The sequence below is a fragment of the Bradyrhizobium prioriisuperbiae genome, assembly GCF_032397745.1.
GTDB lineage: Bacteria > Pseudomonadota > Alphaproteobacteria > Rhizobiales > Xanthobacteraceae > Bradyrhizobium_A > Bradyrhizobium_A prioriisuperbiae.
Map to the genome: position 1 here is coordinate 7,110,626 of NZ_CP135921.1, position 16,535 is coordinate 7,127,160.

Consider the following 16,535-nt stretch of genomic DNA (forward strand, 5'->3'; position numbering starts at 1 on the left):
CGACACCCGGGATTTTCACACCGATCCCACCCCGGATATCGCTGCACTCATCCGGGCTACGCTCCCAACACTTTGCTCACTCCTCGTCCGACGGCAATCTGAGACGGATGTCGGAGCTGCCCACCGTGCCGTGGTCCATGGTCACGATGGCCACGTCGGCAACCCGCAACGATCCCGGCCGCTCATAGATGTAGGTCAGATGCGAGGGAGAACTGAGCTCCGGGGTGACGATGAAATCTCCAGAGCGGATCACCCTGGAAATCAGCTTCAGCACCTCGGTGTTTTTCAGCTCCGCGCGCAGCAGGCTGTCCAGCAGAACCGCCAGCGTGGTGCCGTTGGTCAGCATGTAGCGCGCGTTGATGTCGCCATGGACATGCCGCAGCGCGCGGACAATCGCCGCGACAGTATCCGGATCGTTGAGCCACGCAGCCATTGTCCCATCATGGTTGCAGCCCCCGCTGCGAGACCATGCAGATTCTGCGCTGTTTGACCAGCCTGAGCGCAGACTGGCTAACATATTTCAGCGCCCTGCCTCCAACTCCGAGCCCTCTCGCTGATGTTTTCAAAACCATCGGTGCATTGCAACACGCGCGGCCACCAGCGGATGCAGCCGCCTCGCACGGGACGACATCTTGAACGTTAATCTAAAATGCCCGGTATCACGTTTAGAAACCGCGCCACGGCCGCGAACGAAGCGAGGCGTTACCGCGAACAGCATCGGACCGAGCGCTCATCGACGCCGTGAACTGCGAGATGCCAGTAAGAGGTTGCCGTGATCCGGCCCAACTCGTTAAGGCGATGCCGCAAGCTTACGGCGCCACCTTCGCGTTGGCCGATCCGCCGCTGTCGAGGGCGCGGCGCACGGTGCCGTCCGTCTTGGCGTCCTGCAGGAATTGCGCCGCCCACGCTTTGGCCACAGTTCGCCCTTTTGGCACGACCACCACTACGCCGGTGGACTGGATCACGCCGTCCAGCACCCGCGTGCCCGACAACTTGCGCGCAAGATCTTCCACGGCCTCCGTCCCCATCGCCAGCGCATCGAGCTGTCCCTGGCCGATCAGTTCGGCCGCCGCGTCGGCCTTTTCGAACTTCGTCAGGGTGGCGTGTTGCAAGGTCCTCGTCAGGGTGCGCGACGTCGCGGTACCTTCGATGCAGCCGACCCGCACGCCGGTACGATCGACCTGCGCGTTGGCGCTGATATCGGAGCCGGCGCGCACCAGATAACTGCTGGTGTAGGCCACATAGGCGGGCCCGTGGTCCACCATCACCTCGCGCCGAGCCTCGGCGGGAATGAACGAGATATCCCAGGCGTCCGTGTCGCCGGCGGCTGCGATCTCGTCCGAACTGCGGTATTCGACCAGTTGCAGCGGCACGCCCAGCCGGCCTGCCGCTGCTTTGCCGAGCTCGACGGTGACGCCGCGGGGCTTGCCGCTGGCGGGATCGCGCGTCGCCCAGAACGCCGATGCCGCGGGACCGACCGCAACCGCCACCCGCAGCGAGCCGGTGGGCGCGATCTCGCGCACGCCCTCCGCGCGCGCACCGACAGCGACGAGTGCCGAGCCCAGGACCAAAGCAAGCAAACTGCGTTGCAACACGGCGCACCTCCAGGAAAGGCGATCATACCATGCGCCGACTGCGCCATCGCAAGGGTTACGATGGATCACCGTTTGTCCGCTCGAAGATCTCGCCGGCAATGATGCGGGCCAGGCGCTGCCAGTCGTCGAGATCCGCCTTGTAGGTTTGCCCGGTCACCTGCCACCGCGTAGCCACCAGCCACAGGCGAAAGGCCACACCCATCCGGGTGTCGGTAATCTCCGATACCTGTCCCGCGACCAGAACGGAGACATAGAGTGATCGCCAGTCGTCCGGCTGTGGAATATCGTCGAAAGCCACCTGCCTGGTGTTGACCTCGTCGGTATCGACGATGTGGAACGGACCGCTGGCCCGGAGCAGAAGTCGAATCTCGCGCGAGATATCAAGTGCGGTTTGCGCGAGCCGTGGCGTTGTCGCAACGAAATCGGGAATCGCAAGTTTCAGCGGTGGTAGCGGTGTTACGGTCTCGAAATTGGGGATTGGTCCACGAATCATCCCGCGGCCGGTCTTCGCGGCGCTCGCGGCCGACAGCAGAACGCTGGTGAATCCAGCGGCACCGACGGCAAGCGCGCGGCGTCGCGTCAATCGCGTGAGCACGAATGGACCTCCATTGCGCCATCGAGCACACCCTTGAAACCAGAGGTCGAAAACATCCCGGTTCCTTTGTCAGTCCCACCTCTGTCAACGCCCGTAACTGAACTTTCCGCTCAAAATGAGACGCATTGGCAATTTCCGGATGGGGTAACGGTGACGGTGCATTAAATTTGGCTGACCTTCGGCAGCCAGATCAAATGACAGTTTAATGCACTGTCATCATAATCGAAGCTTGGAAGCTTGGGCTTGAGCCGATGCGATGAGGGGGCGGCGAGCGATTGAGGTTTGCATGGCGCGGATCATCCCCACTCCGTCATTGCCCGCGTTAAGAATTGAAGCATCTCGCCACTCTCGGTGTCATGCCCCACGAAAGCGGGGCATCCAGTATCCGGGAGCGGGCAAGATGAGAAGAATGCATCAGCAAAGCCCAGTGGCTGCCGCGTCGGACGCCGCCATTTAAGCCGCTGGCGTCACCACCTACTGGGTCCCCGGTCAAGCCGGGGGACGACACTGAGAATGACGAACCGCTCTCCGTTGTTCTGAATCTCCCCCCTCACACGATCTGCATCCGCTCCGCCAGCAGGCGGCGGCGTTGGTCGCGGGTTTGTTCGGGTTGCGCGGTGACCAGCTTGTCGAGGTCGTGCAATTCGCTGGGCACATAATAATGCACCTTGTCGCCGTGATAGGCGGCCCACACCGCGTCCGCCACGGCGCTCGGCGGCGACAGCCGCCAGAGGCCTTCTGCCGGCAGATGATCCCGCATCTCCTGCGACACCAGCGGCGTGTCGATCCAGCCCGGCAGCACGTCGGCGCAGCGAATGCCCAGGCGAGCAAGCTCGACCGACAGCGCCTCGGTAAAGCCCTTCACCGCATGCTTGGTGGCGGAATAGACCGAGATGCGCGCCGCGCCGAAGATCGCGGAGGCCGACGAGGTGGAGAAGCACAGCGCATTCGGCGTCGCCTTCAACAGCGGCATCGCGGCGTGCACGCCGCTGAGCACGCCAATCAGATTGATGTTGACGATCCTGAGCACATCCTCCCACGCCATCTCGTCGTAGAAACCGCCGAGGCCAATGCCCGCATTGTTGAACAGGATGTCCATCCGCCCGCCGGTGGCGCGGCCGAACGCGGCGATGGTGTCGAGATAGGCGGCGCGATCGCAAACATCGAGCCGCTGGAACAGTCCGGCATTGCCGCCGAGTTCGTCCTTGAGGGTCGTGAGACCGTCGTCATTGACGTCGTAACAGCCGACGAACCAGCCATGGCCGGCGAAGAGTTTGGCGGTCTCCCGCCCCATGCCCGAGGCCGCGCCGGTGATGAAGATCGATTTGCGTTCTGTCGTCATCACGCCACCTCCACTGTGGTGCGCGCGAACGCGAGCCCTTCGCAATCCCCCGCCTTGCGCCAGTTTTCGAGCACGGCGATGAACGCCGCGGGTCCCCGGCCATAGACGCCGTTCTGGATGTTGAGTTTCGAGAGCTGGCCCTCGGCATTGTAATAGCCGGGCGTACACTCCTCCTGGTAGGCGCGGCGCAACACACCGGCCTTCATGATCACCTCGGTCCAGGCGGCTTCGCCCTCTGGGGTCGGCTCCACCGCATCGCTATCCTCGGAGAGGCAGCGCTCGACGATATAGGCGATGTGGCGCGCCTGCTCGCTCAGCATGTGCGGGAAGTTCGGTGCCAGGCCCGATTGAAGCGTCGAGACGATGAAGCAGTTGGGGAAATCCCGCGTCATCAGGCCGTGCAGCGTCCTGGCGCCGCCGCTCCACTTCTGGGTCAGCGTCAGCCCGCCGCGCCCGCGTATCTCAAGCCCCGAGCGCCGCTCGTAGGAGGTGCCGACCTCGAAGCCGGTGGCGAAAATCAGACAATCCAGCGGATACTCGCGCCCCGCCACCACCACGCCCGCCGGCGTGATGCGCTCGACGCCCTGCCCCGCGGTGTCCACCAGCGTGACATTGTCGCGGTTGAACATGTCGAGATATTCGTCATGGAAACACGGCCGCTTGCAGAATTGCTTGTACCAGGGCTTTAGTGCCTCGGCGGTGGCCGGATCGCGCACCACGGCGTCGACCCGCCCGCGCACCTGCTCCATCTTGGTGAAGTCGGCCAGTTGCATCGCCTGCATCAGATCGCCGCCGCCCGCGTGTGGTCCGCGCTGCACCAGCTTCATGATGTCGGTCCAGCCGTCGCGGACCAGGTCCTCGTCCTGGGGAATGCCGGAGACGAGATTGTTGAAATTCTCCATCCGCCGCTGCTGCCAGCCCGGCGTCAGTTGCGCCGCCCAGGCGGGATCGGTCGGCGCATTGGCGCGCACGTCGATCGAGGACGGCGTGCGCTGGAAGATGAAAAGCTCCCTGGCACTCTCGGCCAGATGCGGCGCGCACTGGATCGCGGTGGCGCCGGTGCCGAGCAGGCCGACGCGCTTGTCACGGAGATTGTCGAGCCCGCCGAGCGACGAGCCGCCGGTATAGGCATAGTCCCAGCGGCTGGTGTGGAAGGAAAACCCGGCAAAGCTTTCCACGCCGGGAATGCCCGGCAGCTTCGGCCGGTTCAGCGGCCCCGTGGTCATCACCACAAAACGCGTGGTGATGCGATCGCCGCGGCTGGTACCGATGGTCCAGCGCGCCGCCGCGTCGTCCCAGTCCATCGCTTTGACTTCGGTCTGGAACAGCGCATCGCCATACAGATCGAAGTGCCGGCCGATCGCTTGGGTGTGCGCCAGGATCTCCGGCGCCTTGGCGTATTTCTCTGATGGCATCGCGCCGAGCTCTTCCAGCAGCGGCATGTAGATGTAGGATTCGATGTCGCAGGCGGCGCCGGGATAACGGTTCCAGTACCAGGTGCCGCCGAAATCGCCGCCCTTCTCGATGATGCGGATGCGCTTCAGCCCGGCTTCGCGCAGCCGCGCCGCCGTGATCAGCCCGCCGAAACCGCCGCCGATCACCACCACATCGACCGCGTCATTCACCGGCGCACGGCTGAAGCCGGCATCGACATAGGGATCCTCGGCATAATGGGCGAGTTCGCCCGCGATCTCGCGATATTGTTGATCGCCATCCGGCCGCAGCCGCCGCTCGCGCTCGGCACGGTATCTGGCGCGCAACTGCTCCGGATCGAAGGACGGTGTGTTGGACGAAACATCTGACATGGGGCGCGTCTCTCCAGGCGTGCGTTTCCAAAGTGCGGCGTCGGCCCGGCCTTGTGTCCGGCGGGTCCGCTTTGCTTGGGCACATTAAGGCCCCCGCGACGGCAAATGTCCGTGACACCATCCGCCAAATAGATGACATTAGGCGCCAGACGAGGCGGATTTTCGTGGCGGGAGATGACAAGATGAGGGCGATCGGCCGTGGTGTCGTAGCCCGGGTGAGCGCAGCGACACCCGGGAAATCCAGGCAAAGCCGTCCCGCATATCGCTCCGCTCATGCGGGCTACAGGCCCCTTCTCAAACACTAAGGCTCCCATGTCCGCCCTCACCATGACCTCGACCTGGATGAACGCGGTGCTGGACGGCATGGCGCGGGAGGGGCTGGATCGCGCCGCGCTGACCGCTGACATCCGCGGCTTCAGCGGCGGGCGCATTGCGGGCAGCGCGCGCATCGAAGTCTCGCTGGCGCGGCTGATCTGGCGGCGCGCGGCCGAGCTGAGTTCCGATCCGCTGCTGGGTGTGAAGATCGGCAGCCAGCTGCCGCTGCAGGCCGGCCATGTGATGACCATCATCCGCATCCACAGCGCAACCTTGCGCGACTTCCTCACCGCGATGGCGCGTTACCAGCCGCTGCTGAGCGAGGCCGGGCGTTACCGCATGACGCCGACGCGGCGCGGGCTGCGGCTGACTTATGTGTCGGCCGCAGCCGCGATCGCGCCGCATCCGCTACAGATCGATTCCGGCCTCGCGGCGCTGGTGAGTTATGGCCCGCGGCCGCAGCTCGTGCGTCTGATCGGCCGCGGCAACCAGGACCCCGCGCCGCAGGCACAATGGCTCAACTGCCCCGTCGCCTTCGGCGCCACCCAGGCGCAGGTGGACTATGACCACGCGGCGCTGACTGCGCGCACCGAGGGCACCGACCCGGCGCTGCTGGCACTCAACCTCGCTTATGCGGATTCGCTCTTGGCCGCGCACCGCCCCCTCGACGCGCTCTGCGACAGCGTGCGCGCCGCGATCGGCCGCCGCGGCCTGCACCACGCCACCGTGGAGAGCGTGGCGCGCGACATCGGCTGCTCGCCGCGCACCCTGCAGCGGCGCCTCGCCGGCGCAGGCTCCAGCTTCAAGGCGATCTTCGACAGCCACCGCATGGAGGAAGCGCACATCCTGCTGTCGAAGTCGCACGCCAGCATCGCCGAGATCGGCGAGCGCCTGGGCTATTCGGAATCCAGCGCCTTCTCCCGCGCGGTCACCAGCTGGTGGGGGCAATCGCCACGGGCGTTACGGAAGGCGCAGGCGTGAGGATGATTCAACTCGCGATCAACAGCATTAGACGTCTAGAGCGTGATGGATTTGAAGTTGAGCCATATTCCGTCATCCTGAGGTGCGCGCTCTTGCGCGCCTCGAAGGATGAACGGCCCCAGAATAGCCGCTCGGGCCGTCGCCCTTCGAGGGCCATGCTGCGCATGGCCACCTCAGGGTGACGGATCACATAGATCGAACCTCAACTCACCATGCTCTAGGAAAACTCCCCCTAGCCTGGGTGAGCGCAGCGATACCCGGGTCGGCACGCCCCTGAATCAACCACTTGCTCACCTGGCGAGCCGCATTATGAGTGGTTGACGGCGAAAACGAAACTTCGGAGATCGGACACATGGCGCTCAAACGGATGGACAATGTCGCAATCGTGGTCGAGGACCTCGCGGCGGCGATCGATTTCTTTCGCGAGCTCGGCCTCGAGTTCGAAGGGCGGGCCACGATCGAAGGCGAATGGGCCGGACGTATCACAGGACTGGGCGATCAGCGCGTCGAGATCGCCATGATGCGCACGCCTGATGGACACAGCCGGCTCGAGCTGTCCCGTTTCCTCGCGCCGCCTGTCGTCGCGGATCACCGCAACGCTCCGGTGAACGCGCTCGGCTATCTCCGCGTCATGTTCGCCGTGGATGACCTCGACGAGACGCTTGCAAGACTCCGCAAGCGCGGCGCGCAGCTCGTCGGCGAAGTCGTCGATTATAAAGACGTGTATCGGCTCTGCTACATCCGCGGGCCGGAAGGGCTTCTGATCGGACTGGCCCAGGAGCTGAGCTGACAGGAGCTGAGCTGACAAGGCCTGAGCTGACAAGACCTCGGCTGAGCGCAGAAATCCGACGGATCGAACCGGCGACGCGTCATAACGCGTCCCCCGGAGCCCCGACGCATGACAACCTCCCCGTGCGCGTGGCCGTCTGCGCGCACGCTCAAATGGGAGGTGACGGTGCGGCGGCTCAAACCTTGAAATAACCCGGCTGGCCGATGTCCGCGATCAGGCCGATCCCGCTGGGCGTCCAGCCCAGCCGCTGCCGCGTCAGGGCGCTGGAGGCCGGCATGTCCAGACCGGCGAACATCGCCAGCGGCCCGTAATAATCACCCGCCTCTTCCTTCCGGATCGAAACCACCGGCACGTTCAGCGCGCGGCCGACAACCTCGATAACCTCACGCATCGGCACGCCCTCCTCGCCGACGGCGTGGTAGATCCCGTCCACCGCGCCATTTTCCAGCGCAAGCCGGTACAGCCGGGCGACATCCAGCCTGTGCGCCGCGGCCCAGCGCTCAGTACCCTCGCCGACATAGGCGGCAGCACCTTTTTGACGCGCAAGTTCGACCAGGTAAGAAATCAGCCCGGCCTTGCCATCGGCGCCGTGAACCTGCGGCAGGCGGATCGCCATCGCGCGCACGCCGCGCGACGCATAAGCGAGGCCCGCCTGCTCCGAGACACGCGGCACATGCGGGCTGGAGTCGCGCCGCATCTCTTCGGTGATCAGCACACCCGGCGCAATCAGACCCGTTCCCGAGGTGACGATGAACGGCCTGTTCGTGCCCACCAGCACATCGCCGATGGCTTCAATGGCCGCCTTGTCGATGGCGCCATTCTCGGCGAATTTCGCGAAATCATGGATGAAGGCCAGATGGATCACGCCGTCTGCCTCCCTTGCACCGCTTTTCAGACTTTCGAGGTCCAGCAGCGAGCCCCGATGAATCTCCGCGCCCAGCTCCTTGAGCGTGCGGACGTTGTCGTCGGAACGCGCGAGGCCGATGACATGATGGCCGTGTGCGATGAGTTCTCTGGTGGTTTCGGTGCCGATAAATCCGGCGGCTCCGGTGACGAATACGCGCATGAGAAAGATCCCTGTTCAGTGCACCGGGATATTGGTAAGTTTCTCATTCGGGTAAAGATGTGAGATTATACAGGTATAATCGCTAACAGGATGACGGACACGAACTCGCTTGGGACCTATCTGAGGGATCGCCGCGCCAAGCTCGATCCCACGGCCTTCGGCTTCGCGCTGCAGCGGCGCCGCACGCCGGGACTTCGGCGCGAGGAAGTGGCGCAGCGCGCCAATGTGAGCGCCACCTGGTACACCTGGCTGGAACAGGGGCGCGGCGGCGCGCCCTCCGCCGATGTGCTGGACCGCATCGCCCGCGCCATGATGCTGACCGACGTCGAGCGCGAACATCTGTTCCTGCTCGGCCTGGGCCGGCCGCCGGAAGTCCGTTATCGCGCGCCTGAGGGTATTTCACCCCGCCTGCAACGCCTGCTCGACACGCTGACATACAGTCCCGCTTTCATTCGCACGGCGACATGGGATGTGGTCGCGTGGAACAGGGCCGCCGCGGCGGTCCTCACCGACTACAGCAGACTTCCCGACGGACAGCGCAATGTTCTGCGCCTGATGTTTCGCGACAGCCGCGTCCGCGCGGCGCAGCCCAATTGGCAAGGTGTTGCGCGCTATGTGGTGGCGTCGTTCCGCGCGGACGTGGCGCGCGCCGGCGCGGCGCGCAACGTGCAATCCCTGGTCGACGAGCTCTGCGCGACCAGCCCCGAATTCGCAGCCATGTGGCGCGACAACGATGTGCAGGCGCATGGCGACGGCGTGAAAACACTGCAGCATCCTGTCGCCGGATCGCTCTCGATGGAATTTTCAGGTTTCGCCGTCGACGGCCGGCCCGACCTCAGCATGGTCGTCTACAATCCTGTCACGGCCGCGGACGCGAACAAGATCCGCGCGCTGCTGAAGTCTCTGCCGAAGTAGGTTCGCGCTGATCCGGGCGTGGCTGCTGCAACAAGACTTGCCGTATATTGGCGGGCTGAAGAGACGATTTGACAGGCGACGGGATGAAGGGCACCAGTCAAATAGCAGAACTTTCGGCAGCCGGCGGAATGAGGAATGATAGTTAAGTGCACTGAAGATCATCTAGCCGGCCTTCGCAACACAGAAGGCGGTGGGGCTAATGTGAATTCGGCATCACCGAATCACTTTAGGCCACAAGGAGGCGAAGATGATGTACAGCGGGATTGATCTGCATTCCAACAACAGCGTTATCGCGATCATCGACGATGCCGATCGCGTTGTGGCGCAGAAGCGCCTGCCGAACGACATCACGAAGATCGTCGGATTTCTAACTCGATGGCAAGATGACTTGGCCGGCGTCGTGGTCGAGTCGACTTACAACTGGTATTGGCTGGTCGACGGGTTGCAGGACGCGGGACTCCACGTGCACCTCGCCAACACCGCCGCGATCAAGCAATACGACGGACTCAAGCACAGTGGCGACGAGACGGATGCGCAGCACCTGGCCCACCTGCTGCGGCTGGGTATCCTGCCGACGGGCACGATCCTGCCACGAGAGCACCGCGTCGTCCGCGATCTGGCGCGCAAGCGCATGCAGATGGTGCACTGCTGCACCACGCATGTCCTCGCGGTCGAGAACATCATGGCCAGGCAATTGGGTGGGCGGATGACCAGCAATCAGATCAAGCGCCTGACCGCCGACGCAATCGACAATATGCCGCTGGCGGCCGATGTCGGCCTGGCGATCAAGACCAACGTCGCGGTCATCGCGACCCTGCAGTCACAGATCTCGGTCCTCGAAAAGCGCCTGCAAGAATGCGTCAAACCCCGACCTCACTACGGCTTCCTGACTAGCGTACCCGGCATCGGCCCGACGCTCGCCACCGTCATTCTTCTGGAAACCGGTCCGATCGATCGGTTTGCCGGCGTCGGCAACTTTGCGTCCTACGCGCGCTGCGTCAACAGCGTGCACACCAGCAATCGCAAGAAGAAAGGCGAAGGCAACGTCAAGAACGGCAATAAGTATCTCGCCTGGGCGTTCGTCGAGGCGGCGAATTTTGCCGTGCGGTTTTGCCCAGAGGCCAAGCGTTTCCACGAGCGCAAGAAGGCCCGGACCAACAACATTGTCGCCACCAAGGCGTTGGCGCACAAGCTGGCGCGCGCCTGCTACCACATCCTGAAGGAGAGCAAACCGTTCGACGTAACGCGCTGCTTTGCCTGAAGGACGACGACGATCCGGCGAGCCACGTACGGTGACTGGGGTCGCAACCAGCTGCACTGAATTGGACGCCGGATCGCCGTCACCAGTTGCAGTGACGACGATCGCCCGCACCGCAAGCCATTCGGAGATTGGCGCCGGCACGCCGGTAGCCACGGTTCTGTGAAATTCTTTTGGATGCGGCTCGGTACCAACGTTCTTCTGGGGCGGCTATGCCGCCAGGGCGCAGGCCTCAATCGGGCCGATGCTTGATCCTCATGGGTGTCTGGCGCGATCCGTGATGCGGCGCAGCCACAAACCGAAGAAACGGGCGCGGCTCGAACACTATCGCTGGAACGACGAACGAAACATTGAGCAGCTCGCGCTGCTGAAAAGTAGTTTTGCACCCTTGACGAGGGGCCGGCTAATGGGTGTCACCGTAACCCTGTCACCGTAACCCTGTCCGTAACCCCACCGCGGTGATCGTCGGTGCCGAGGACCGGTTGACGCCGATCGAATTGTCCCAGGAAATTCACGCCCTCACGCCGGGATCGACACTTCACGTGATCCCCGGCTGCGGCCACCTCCCCCCGATCGAGGCGCCGGCCGCGCTGGCCGGGATCCTGGCAGAGCTCATGAAGCAAGACTCATGAAGCAAGCCTCGTAGCCCAATGAGCGAAGCGAGACCCGGGTCGGCACGCCGACCCATCTCCCGGACGTCGCGGAGCCTGTCATCGGGCCGCACTCTGCGCCGTTTTTTGCTCCTGACCTGCTTTCTTCCCGATGTCCCAAAGTCTATCTTGGTTGAAAGACACGAGAGGCAGCGAAATGCGACTGGAACCAATTCTTGATTGTTTCTACCGTTCCAGCGGGCTCTGCCTTCACACCTGGATCGTCGCGACTTTCGCAATCATGATGGCCTCCGCTCCATTGCAGGCTTCAGCTGCACCAAAAACGTCAGCGTGCGGCTACCTCGCTGGTCTGATTGATAAGGCACCGCCATCGGGGCCGTTGTTCCTGCCCAGTTATCCGACCGTCGAAGCGGGGCCTCTGCATGGCGCCGCCTACCTCTATGACAATGCGGCAGCCGCCATCGCATTGGTCGGTTGCGGTGAGCACGACAAAGCGTCTCGGATTGGCTCGGCTATACTCCGGGCCATCGACAACGACCGCATTTGGCATGATGGACGGCTCAGGAACGCTTACGCCGCGGGCGTGGTGGCGGATGGCCCCGTCAAACTTCCGGGCTGGTGGGACAAGACTCAGAACAAATGGTTGGAGGATCGATATCAGGTGGGCAGCGATGTTGGTAACATCGCATGGGCCATGCTGGCGTTGCTGTCGATGGATGATGTGAACACCGGCTCTCAGTTCCGCGATGGCGCAGCACGTCTCGGCGCTTGGGTCGCGCAATGGGCCGATACGCGCGGCACTGGCGGCTTCACGGGCGGTACGTTTGGGCACGAACCGACGCCGGACGTGCGGACGTGGAAATCGACAGAACACAATACGGACCTCGCCGCCGCGTTTGGCCTGCTTGCGATCCGTACAGGTGACCAGCGCTGGCGCGACAAGGCAACGATTGCCGAGCACTTCGTCAATACGATGTGGGATCCGGCATGCGCCTGTTTCGCCGCAGGGACCGCTGAAGACGGTGTCACGCACAATCCGATTTTGGCGCTGGATGCCCAGGTCTGGCCTTCAATGGCGCTCCCCGGAGCGGCCGGGAAATTTGCATCGGCAATGACGACCGCCGAACAGCGCATGAGTGTCGACGAGGGCTTTTCCTACGGTGAAGACCGGGACGGTGTGTGGACCGAAGGGACCGGCCAAATGGCTCTCTTAATGAAATTGCTCGGCAGGACCGGGAGGGCAGAGTCGTTGATCGCTGTCATCGAATCCCAGAGGTCGCCGGATGGTGGGTTGTATGCCGCAAGTGTCCACGAGTTACCGACCGGGTTCGTGTTGGACACCGATCCGACCAAGCCGCGACTCTATTTCCGATTGCCTCATCTTGGCGCAGCGTCGTGGGCGGCCCTCGCGGAACGTGGGTTCAATCCCTTTACGGTGACAAATGGACTTCCGTAGTTGAGCCGCAGAGCTTCTCGTCTCGGCCGTTTCGGTCGTAGCCCGGATCAGGAATGTGCTTGGGCGCCTCTAATAGTCTGCTGAATGCGGCCTCGCTTATCTCTCCACCCGCTACGATTACCGGCTGCACCGCCACGCGTTACCGCCTTGGCAGGCAGACATACAGGTTAAATCGCCGTTACACTGGGCCATACATTGCGCTCCAATGTTGCCCCGGCATGCGTTCGCTTTCCGCATAGCATCGACGCGGCCCGAATCGTAACGGGGTGCGCCGACCCCGTGCATCTCACGCATATATTTGTCAGAAATCCCCTTCCGTCTATAGGTGGTGCGACACTCTTGAATGTGACGTTTGATGTTACGGCAACCTTCCTTTGAAAGACCCCCAGGCCCGCACAAAACATCAGCCCGAGCCTGCATCTCTTCGAAATCGCATTGCTGAGCGCTCGTTGCAGACGAGGCGAAGATCGCGCAGAGCCCTAGAATTCCGATCAAAATGCGCATGTCACTCCCCTTCCATCAAGTTTAATATGAATAGATGCGTGAGCGCCGATATCACATGCCGCGCCCACCGTAATTTGCGTGGTTGAGTTACGATTCAAATTTCGACACCCTAAACATATCTTCCGTAGCGCGCTTGTACTCGATGAGCTCTGAAACCGCATCGTAGGAATGGTAACGGGCATAAACGCTTTTGGTTTTCCTTTCCCGCAGGTCGGCCAACGCCTCGGCCCAATAAGCGATCATGGCGCGGCGAACGCCGGGGAGACGGAATACCCGCTCCGCATTCGCGAAATCCTCTCGGAAACTGATGATTACGGCTCGATCGGCAGATGCGTAGTGGGCATCCTGGACCTCGCCATCATGTTTACCGATCCAGATAACGGTTTCTGGATAATCGAGGATGAGGCGATCAAGGATGAGGTGGTGCTCAAATTTGCCATCGATCGGCTTGAAAGTACTAAACGCCACTTCGTGAGGGCCGATGTTCAGCGTGAACCATCGACCTCCGCTGGTTTTAGGCAACAAACTCAGGGTCCAAGCCCCCTGAATATCTAAGCAGCCGTACAGTCCAGAAAGCTGGAAAAGCTTGAATAGATAGAGCCCAACGTTGCGGTCTCTGAAGAGCTTGTCGGCCCTCTCATGGTCCACCCGCAGCGCAACGTCCGTAAGCCGCAGTCGGCTCCTGGCTTCATGAGGTGGCACAGCAAAAAGCTCTCGGGTACCGGCGATCTCGCGGACGTTTCTTTCCGCAAAGTGGCGGTGCATACCGCCCTCTACCAAACGCCAGTCAATCACGTGGAGGAAGTCCGACAACTCCCACGGCCCGTGCTCGGCATAAGATTCGGTACCATTTATACCCCGCAATCGCTCGCTTATCGGACGCTCGGTGCCCCCGATCTTGATATGACTGCTGTTCGGCGAAACCAGAATGTAAACAAAGCCCTGCATCTGGAGATGGTAAGAGAGAAACTCCCGCCCGACAATTGGCCCTACCAATGTAAGATTTTAACTTGGGGCTTCGCCTCACGGGCGGAATGACAGCTAAGTGCACTGGACTGCAACTCACCGAGCAATCCCCCTCCACTGTCCTCCTGGATCTCACGATTGACTAATGCGCCTAGCCTCAAAACTCGTGTTACTCAGCCTCGAAAGCCATAGGTCAAAAACCAATCCCTGCCGCGATCTCGAACAGCGACATTCGCCATCGCATGTTTAAAGAGTGGAAGCTCTGAGAGATCAATATCCGGCTTGCTAGCGGGCTTGCCCAGCTGAACCACCGGGGACATAGACTCCGGCACGGCATCCCTTCGAAGATAGTTTTCGAGGGGAATAATTTTTGCCGCGCTCTGTTCTGGCTGTCGGTCTATGCCTTTTAGGGTATTGGAAAGTTGCTCAAAGCGCCGCTTTACTCGCTCTTTCTCCGCCCTAATAGGCCACACTCCAAGTTCGCGCATTCGCATTTCGGCGGTTTCTACACTGACGGAAGCATACATCGCGAGGCTTCTGGGAGATCGGAACTGAGTTACTACCGTTTTTGGGAGCAAAAACTCTCTCATGAAAAGGTTGGCTTCTCGTTCAACTCTTTTCGATTTTGCTCTGTTATAGAAACTGTGAGAGCGTTTCCCGTGCAACATCACATGACCGATCTCGTGCGCTAGCTTTTCCTTGTCGTACTCGTTGCCATCACCACTACCTCGATAAACTGCTTCCGAGGTGACAATTTTGTTCGCAAATCCGTGAGAAACGTTGGTATTTGCAACAAACCTATCTCCATGAGACGCATCGGCATCGACTTGCAGCACGAAGTTAGGATCGACTAGGTGAAGCTTGTTCTCAAGAACATCGAGAATTGAAATTGAGATCTGATTTCCAAGACCAAATGCTTCTCTAGCAAGTAGCGCTAACTTGCTGATCTCGCCATCGCGAAAACTGGATGCGCTTCCCGAAACGAGTGAACTTCTCAGGTGACGAAGACGCTCGATGGACGCGTCTATCAGATCCGAGTCTATGAACTCCCCCGCAGATTTTGATCCGATGCCAGCGCGGGCTAAATGATCGAGTTCCGCGCGCTCGTCGCTCGAAAGCTTTAGCCACTCTGCGAAAGCGGAAGGGTAATCAGATGGAACTTGGCGGGTTCCGCGCTCTATTGCGGAAATGTAGGCCACGGAACAGCGCAGCGCTTTCGCTTGATGATGCATCACCAATTCCCGTCGAAAACGATGTTGGCGGCAGGCAGTTCCAAAAGGCGTCAATCCAGCACTCATGCGAATCACCCCCTTGCGTACCTTCAGGCTACTTCCCCCCAGATGTAGATCAACAAAATTGTAGAAAGAATCTACACAATTGCGACCCCTCGCCAATTATGATATTGCCACAAGTGACATTATCACAGCAAAGGTTGGATGATGAGACCCGAACAGACCCGAATGGGGCGAGCCCTATTGAATTGGTCGCTCGATCAGTTGGCCGCTGCATCTGGCGTCCATCGCAACACCATTTCGAATTTCGAAACTGGAAAATACGGTGGCGACGCGGAGAAGCTTGCTGCAATCAAGAACGCGCTTGAGTCCTCCGGCGTAATCTTCGTGGACGAGAACGGAGAAGGCTCAGGGGTCCGACTGAGACGATTTAGGATCGGCGACATCGTCAGATTCAGGCCGCAAACGAGAGTGCGGCTCAGCTTTGACATCGCGGCCGACGATGTTGGCACGGTTGTAGAAGTGGAACCGCATCCTCCACAGACCGGCCCCACATATCGCATGAGCGTTCAATTTGCGCGCGTGCTTGTACCTGGCGTCTTCAGGTTTGAATATGAACTTGTAAAAGCAGCGCCAGCCTTCTCCATCCAAAGCTTCATTGAAAGCGGCGGAAGACCAATGATACCTCCGGGCAACTTCATAGCGAACCCCGTGCAAGATTTACCGGCACAACTTGAAACTGATTTGAATAGGCTGCCGCGGGAATTGGGGGCGCTCATTCTCGTACCTACATCAGACGTCAATCTGAGACGCGAGGTCGATGCGCGCGGCTTCTTCGTGAAAGAGAGCTCACAAGCTCTCGTGCTCCTGTTTCGTCAGTTTCCAGAGGGAGTTCTCTACACTGGATCCTGGACACCAACATGATATCTCGTCGGACTTCCGACACATCATTTGTGAATTGAAGTGTAGACATCTAAGTCAGCACACTTGTCGTCACCCATTGCGGCGACGGGGTGGACGGCACCCTGAACGGCACCAATGCGCCAAGATGGTCGTTGACACAACCCATCTGAGTGGAGCCGCCCATCCCATCACCTTAATTCT

General features: G+C 61.2%; 14 protein-coding genes and 1 pseudogene. 7 read left to right on the top strand and 8 right to left on the bottom strand.

Going from position 1 to position 16,535, the window contains the following annotated elements; translation table 11 throughout:
• Nucleotides 1-76: 76 nt before the first annotated feature.
• From RS897_RS33355 to RS897_RS33375, 5 genes are all read right to left on the bottom strand, one after another.
• Entirely contained in the window at nucleotides 77-433 is a 357-nt protein-coding gene (locus RS897_RS33355; RefSeq protein ID WP_315832930.1) for a hypothetical protein, read from the bottom strand.
• A 376-nt stretch (nucleotides 434-809) separates the two neighbouring features.
• Nucleotides 810-1,595 carry a transporter substrate-binding domain-containing protein gene (locus RS897_RS33360; protein ID WP_315832931.1) on the bottom strand — a complete coding sequence of 262 codons (786 nt, stop codon included), beginning with the start codon at nucleotides 1,593-1,595 and terminating at the stop codon, nucleotides 810-812.
• A gap of 55 nt (nucleotides 1,596-1,650) precedes the next feature.
• Complete coding sequence (locus RS897_RS33365; RefSeq protein WP_315832932.1) at nucleotides 1,651-2,190, bottom strand: hypothetical protein; 540 nt, start codon at nucleotides 2,188-2,190, stop codon at nucleotides 1,651-1,653.
• Between the two features lie 550 nt (nucleotides 2,191-2,740).
• Complete coding sequence (locus tag RS897_RS33370) at nucleotides 2,741-3,532, bottom strand: SDR family oxidoreductase (RefSeq protein ID WP_315832933.1); 792 nt, start codon at nucleotides 3,530-3,532, stop codon at nucleotides 2,741-2,743.
• Nucleotides 3,532-5,337 (bottom strand): flavin-containing monooxygenase, encoded by a 1,806-nt coding sequence (locus RS897_RS33375; RefSeq protein ID WP_315832934.1) that lies wholly within the window; start codon nucleotides 5,335-5,337, stop codon nucleotides 3,532-3,534. Before RS897_RS33375 ends, RS897_RS33370 begins: the two co-directional genes overlap by 1 nt.
• 312 nt (nucleotides 5,338-5,649) lie before the next feature.
• On the opposite strand from RS897_RS33375, the gene RS897_RS33380 reads away from it, so the two are divergent.
• Complete coding sequence (locus tag RS897_RS33380) at nucleotides 5,650-6,633, top strand: helix-turn-helix transcriptional regulator (RefSeq protein ID WP_315832935.1); 984 nt, start codon at nucleotides 5,650-5,652, stop codon at nucleotides 6,631-6,633.
• A 352-nt stretch (nucleotides 6,634-6,985) separates the two neighbouring features.
• A complete protein-coding gene (locus RS897_RS33385; RefSeq protein WP_315832936.1) occupies nucleotides 6,986-7,423 on the top strand; it encodes a VOC family protein in 438 nt (145 codons plus the stop codon).
• Between the two features lie 175 nt (nucleotides 7,424-7,598).
• Here the strand turns inward: RS897_RS33385 and RS897_RS33390 are convergent, their stop codons facing one another.
• The gene (locus tag RS897_RS33390; protein WP_315832937.1) at nucleotides 7,599-8,489 is read right to left on the bottom strand and encodes an SDR family oxidoreductase; all 891 of its coding nucleotides are present in this window, start codon (nucleotides 8,487-8,489) and stop codon (nucleotides 7,599-7,601) included.
• A gap of 90 nt (nucleotides 8,490-8,579) precedes the next feature.
• Between RS897_RS33390 and RS897_RS33395 the strand changes: the two genes are divergently transcribed.
• The 4 genes and pseudogenes from RS897_RS33395 (at nucleotide 8,580) to RS897_RS33405 (ending at nucleotide 12,729) form a co-directional block, all read left to right on the top strand.
• On the top strand, nucleotides 8,580-9,404 hold the full coding sequence (locus RS897_RS33395) for a helix-turn-helix transcriptional regulator (RefSeq protein WP_315832938.1): 825 nt from the start codon (nucleotides 8,580-8,582) through the stop codon (nucleotides 9,402-9,404).
• A 247-nt stretch (nucleotides 9,405-9,651) separates the two neighbouring features.
• Nucleotides 9,652-10,665, top strand: coding sequence for an IS110 family RNA-guided transposase (locus tag RS897_RS33400; protein WP_315832213.1), 1,014 nt, complete (start codon nucleotides 9,652-9,654; stop codon nucleotides 10,663-10,665).
• Between the two features lie 452 nt (nucleotides 10,666-11,117).
• Nucleotides 11,118-11,294: pseudogene (locus RS897_RS42375) on the top strand (alpha/beta fold hydrolase); the annotation flags it as partial.
• 175 nt (nucleotides 11,295-11,469) lie between these two features.
• The gene (locus RS897_RS33405) at nucleotides 11,470-12,729 is read left to right on the top strand and encodes a hypothetical protein (RefSeq protein WP_315832939.1); all 1,260 of its coding nucleotides are present in this window, start codon (nucleotides 11,470-11,472) and stop codon (nucleotides 12,727-12,729) included.
• A gap of 591 nt (nucleotides 12,730-13,320) precedes the next feature.
• Here the strand turns inward: RS897_RS33405 and RS897_RS33410 are convergent.
• Both RS897_RS33410 and RS897_RS33415 read right to left on the bottom strand, forming a co-directional pair.
• The gene (locus tag RS897_RS33410; protein ID WP_315832940.1) at nucleotides 13,321-14,181 is read right to left on the bottom strand and encodes a GIY-YIG nuclease family protein; all 861 of its coding nucleotides are present in this window, start codon (nucleotides 14,179-14,181) and stop codon (nucleotides 13,321-13,323) included.
• Between the two features lie 191 nt (nucleotides 14,182-14,372).
• Entirely contained in the window at nucleotides 14,373-15,497 is a 1,125-nt protein-coding gene (locus tag RS897_RS33415; RefSeq protein WP_315832941.1) for an ImmA/IrrE family metallo-endopeptidase, read from the bottom strand.
• 177 nt (nucleotides 15,498-15,674) lie between these two features.
• On the opposite strand from RS897_RS33415, the gene RS897_RS33420 reads away from it, so the two are divergent.
• On the top strand, nucleotides 15,675-16,355 hold the full coding sequence (locus RS897_RS33420) for a helix-turn-helix domain-containing protein (RefSeq protein ID WP_315832942.1): 681 nt from the start codon (nucleotides 15,675-15,677) through the stop codon (nucleotides 16,353-16,355).
• The last annotated feature ends 180 nt before the right edge of the window (nucleotides 16,356-16,535 follow it).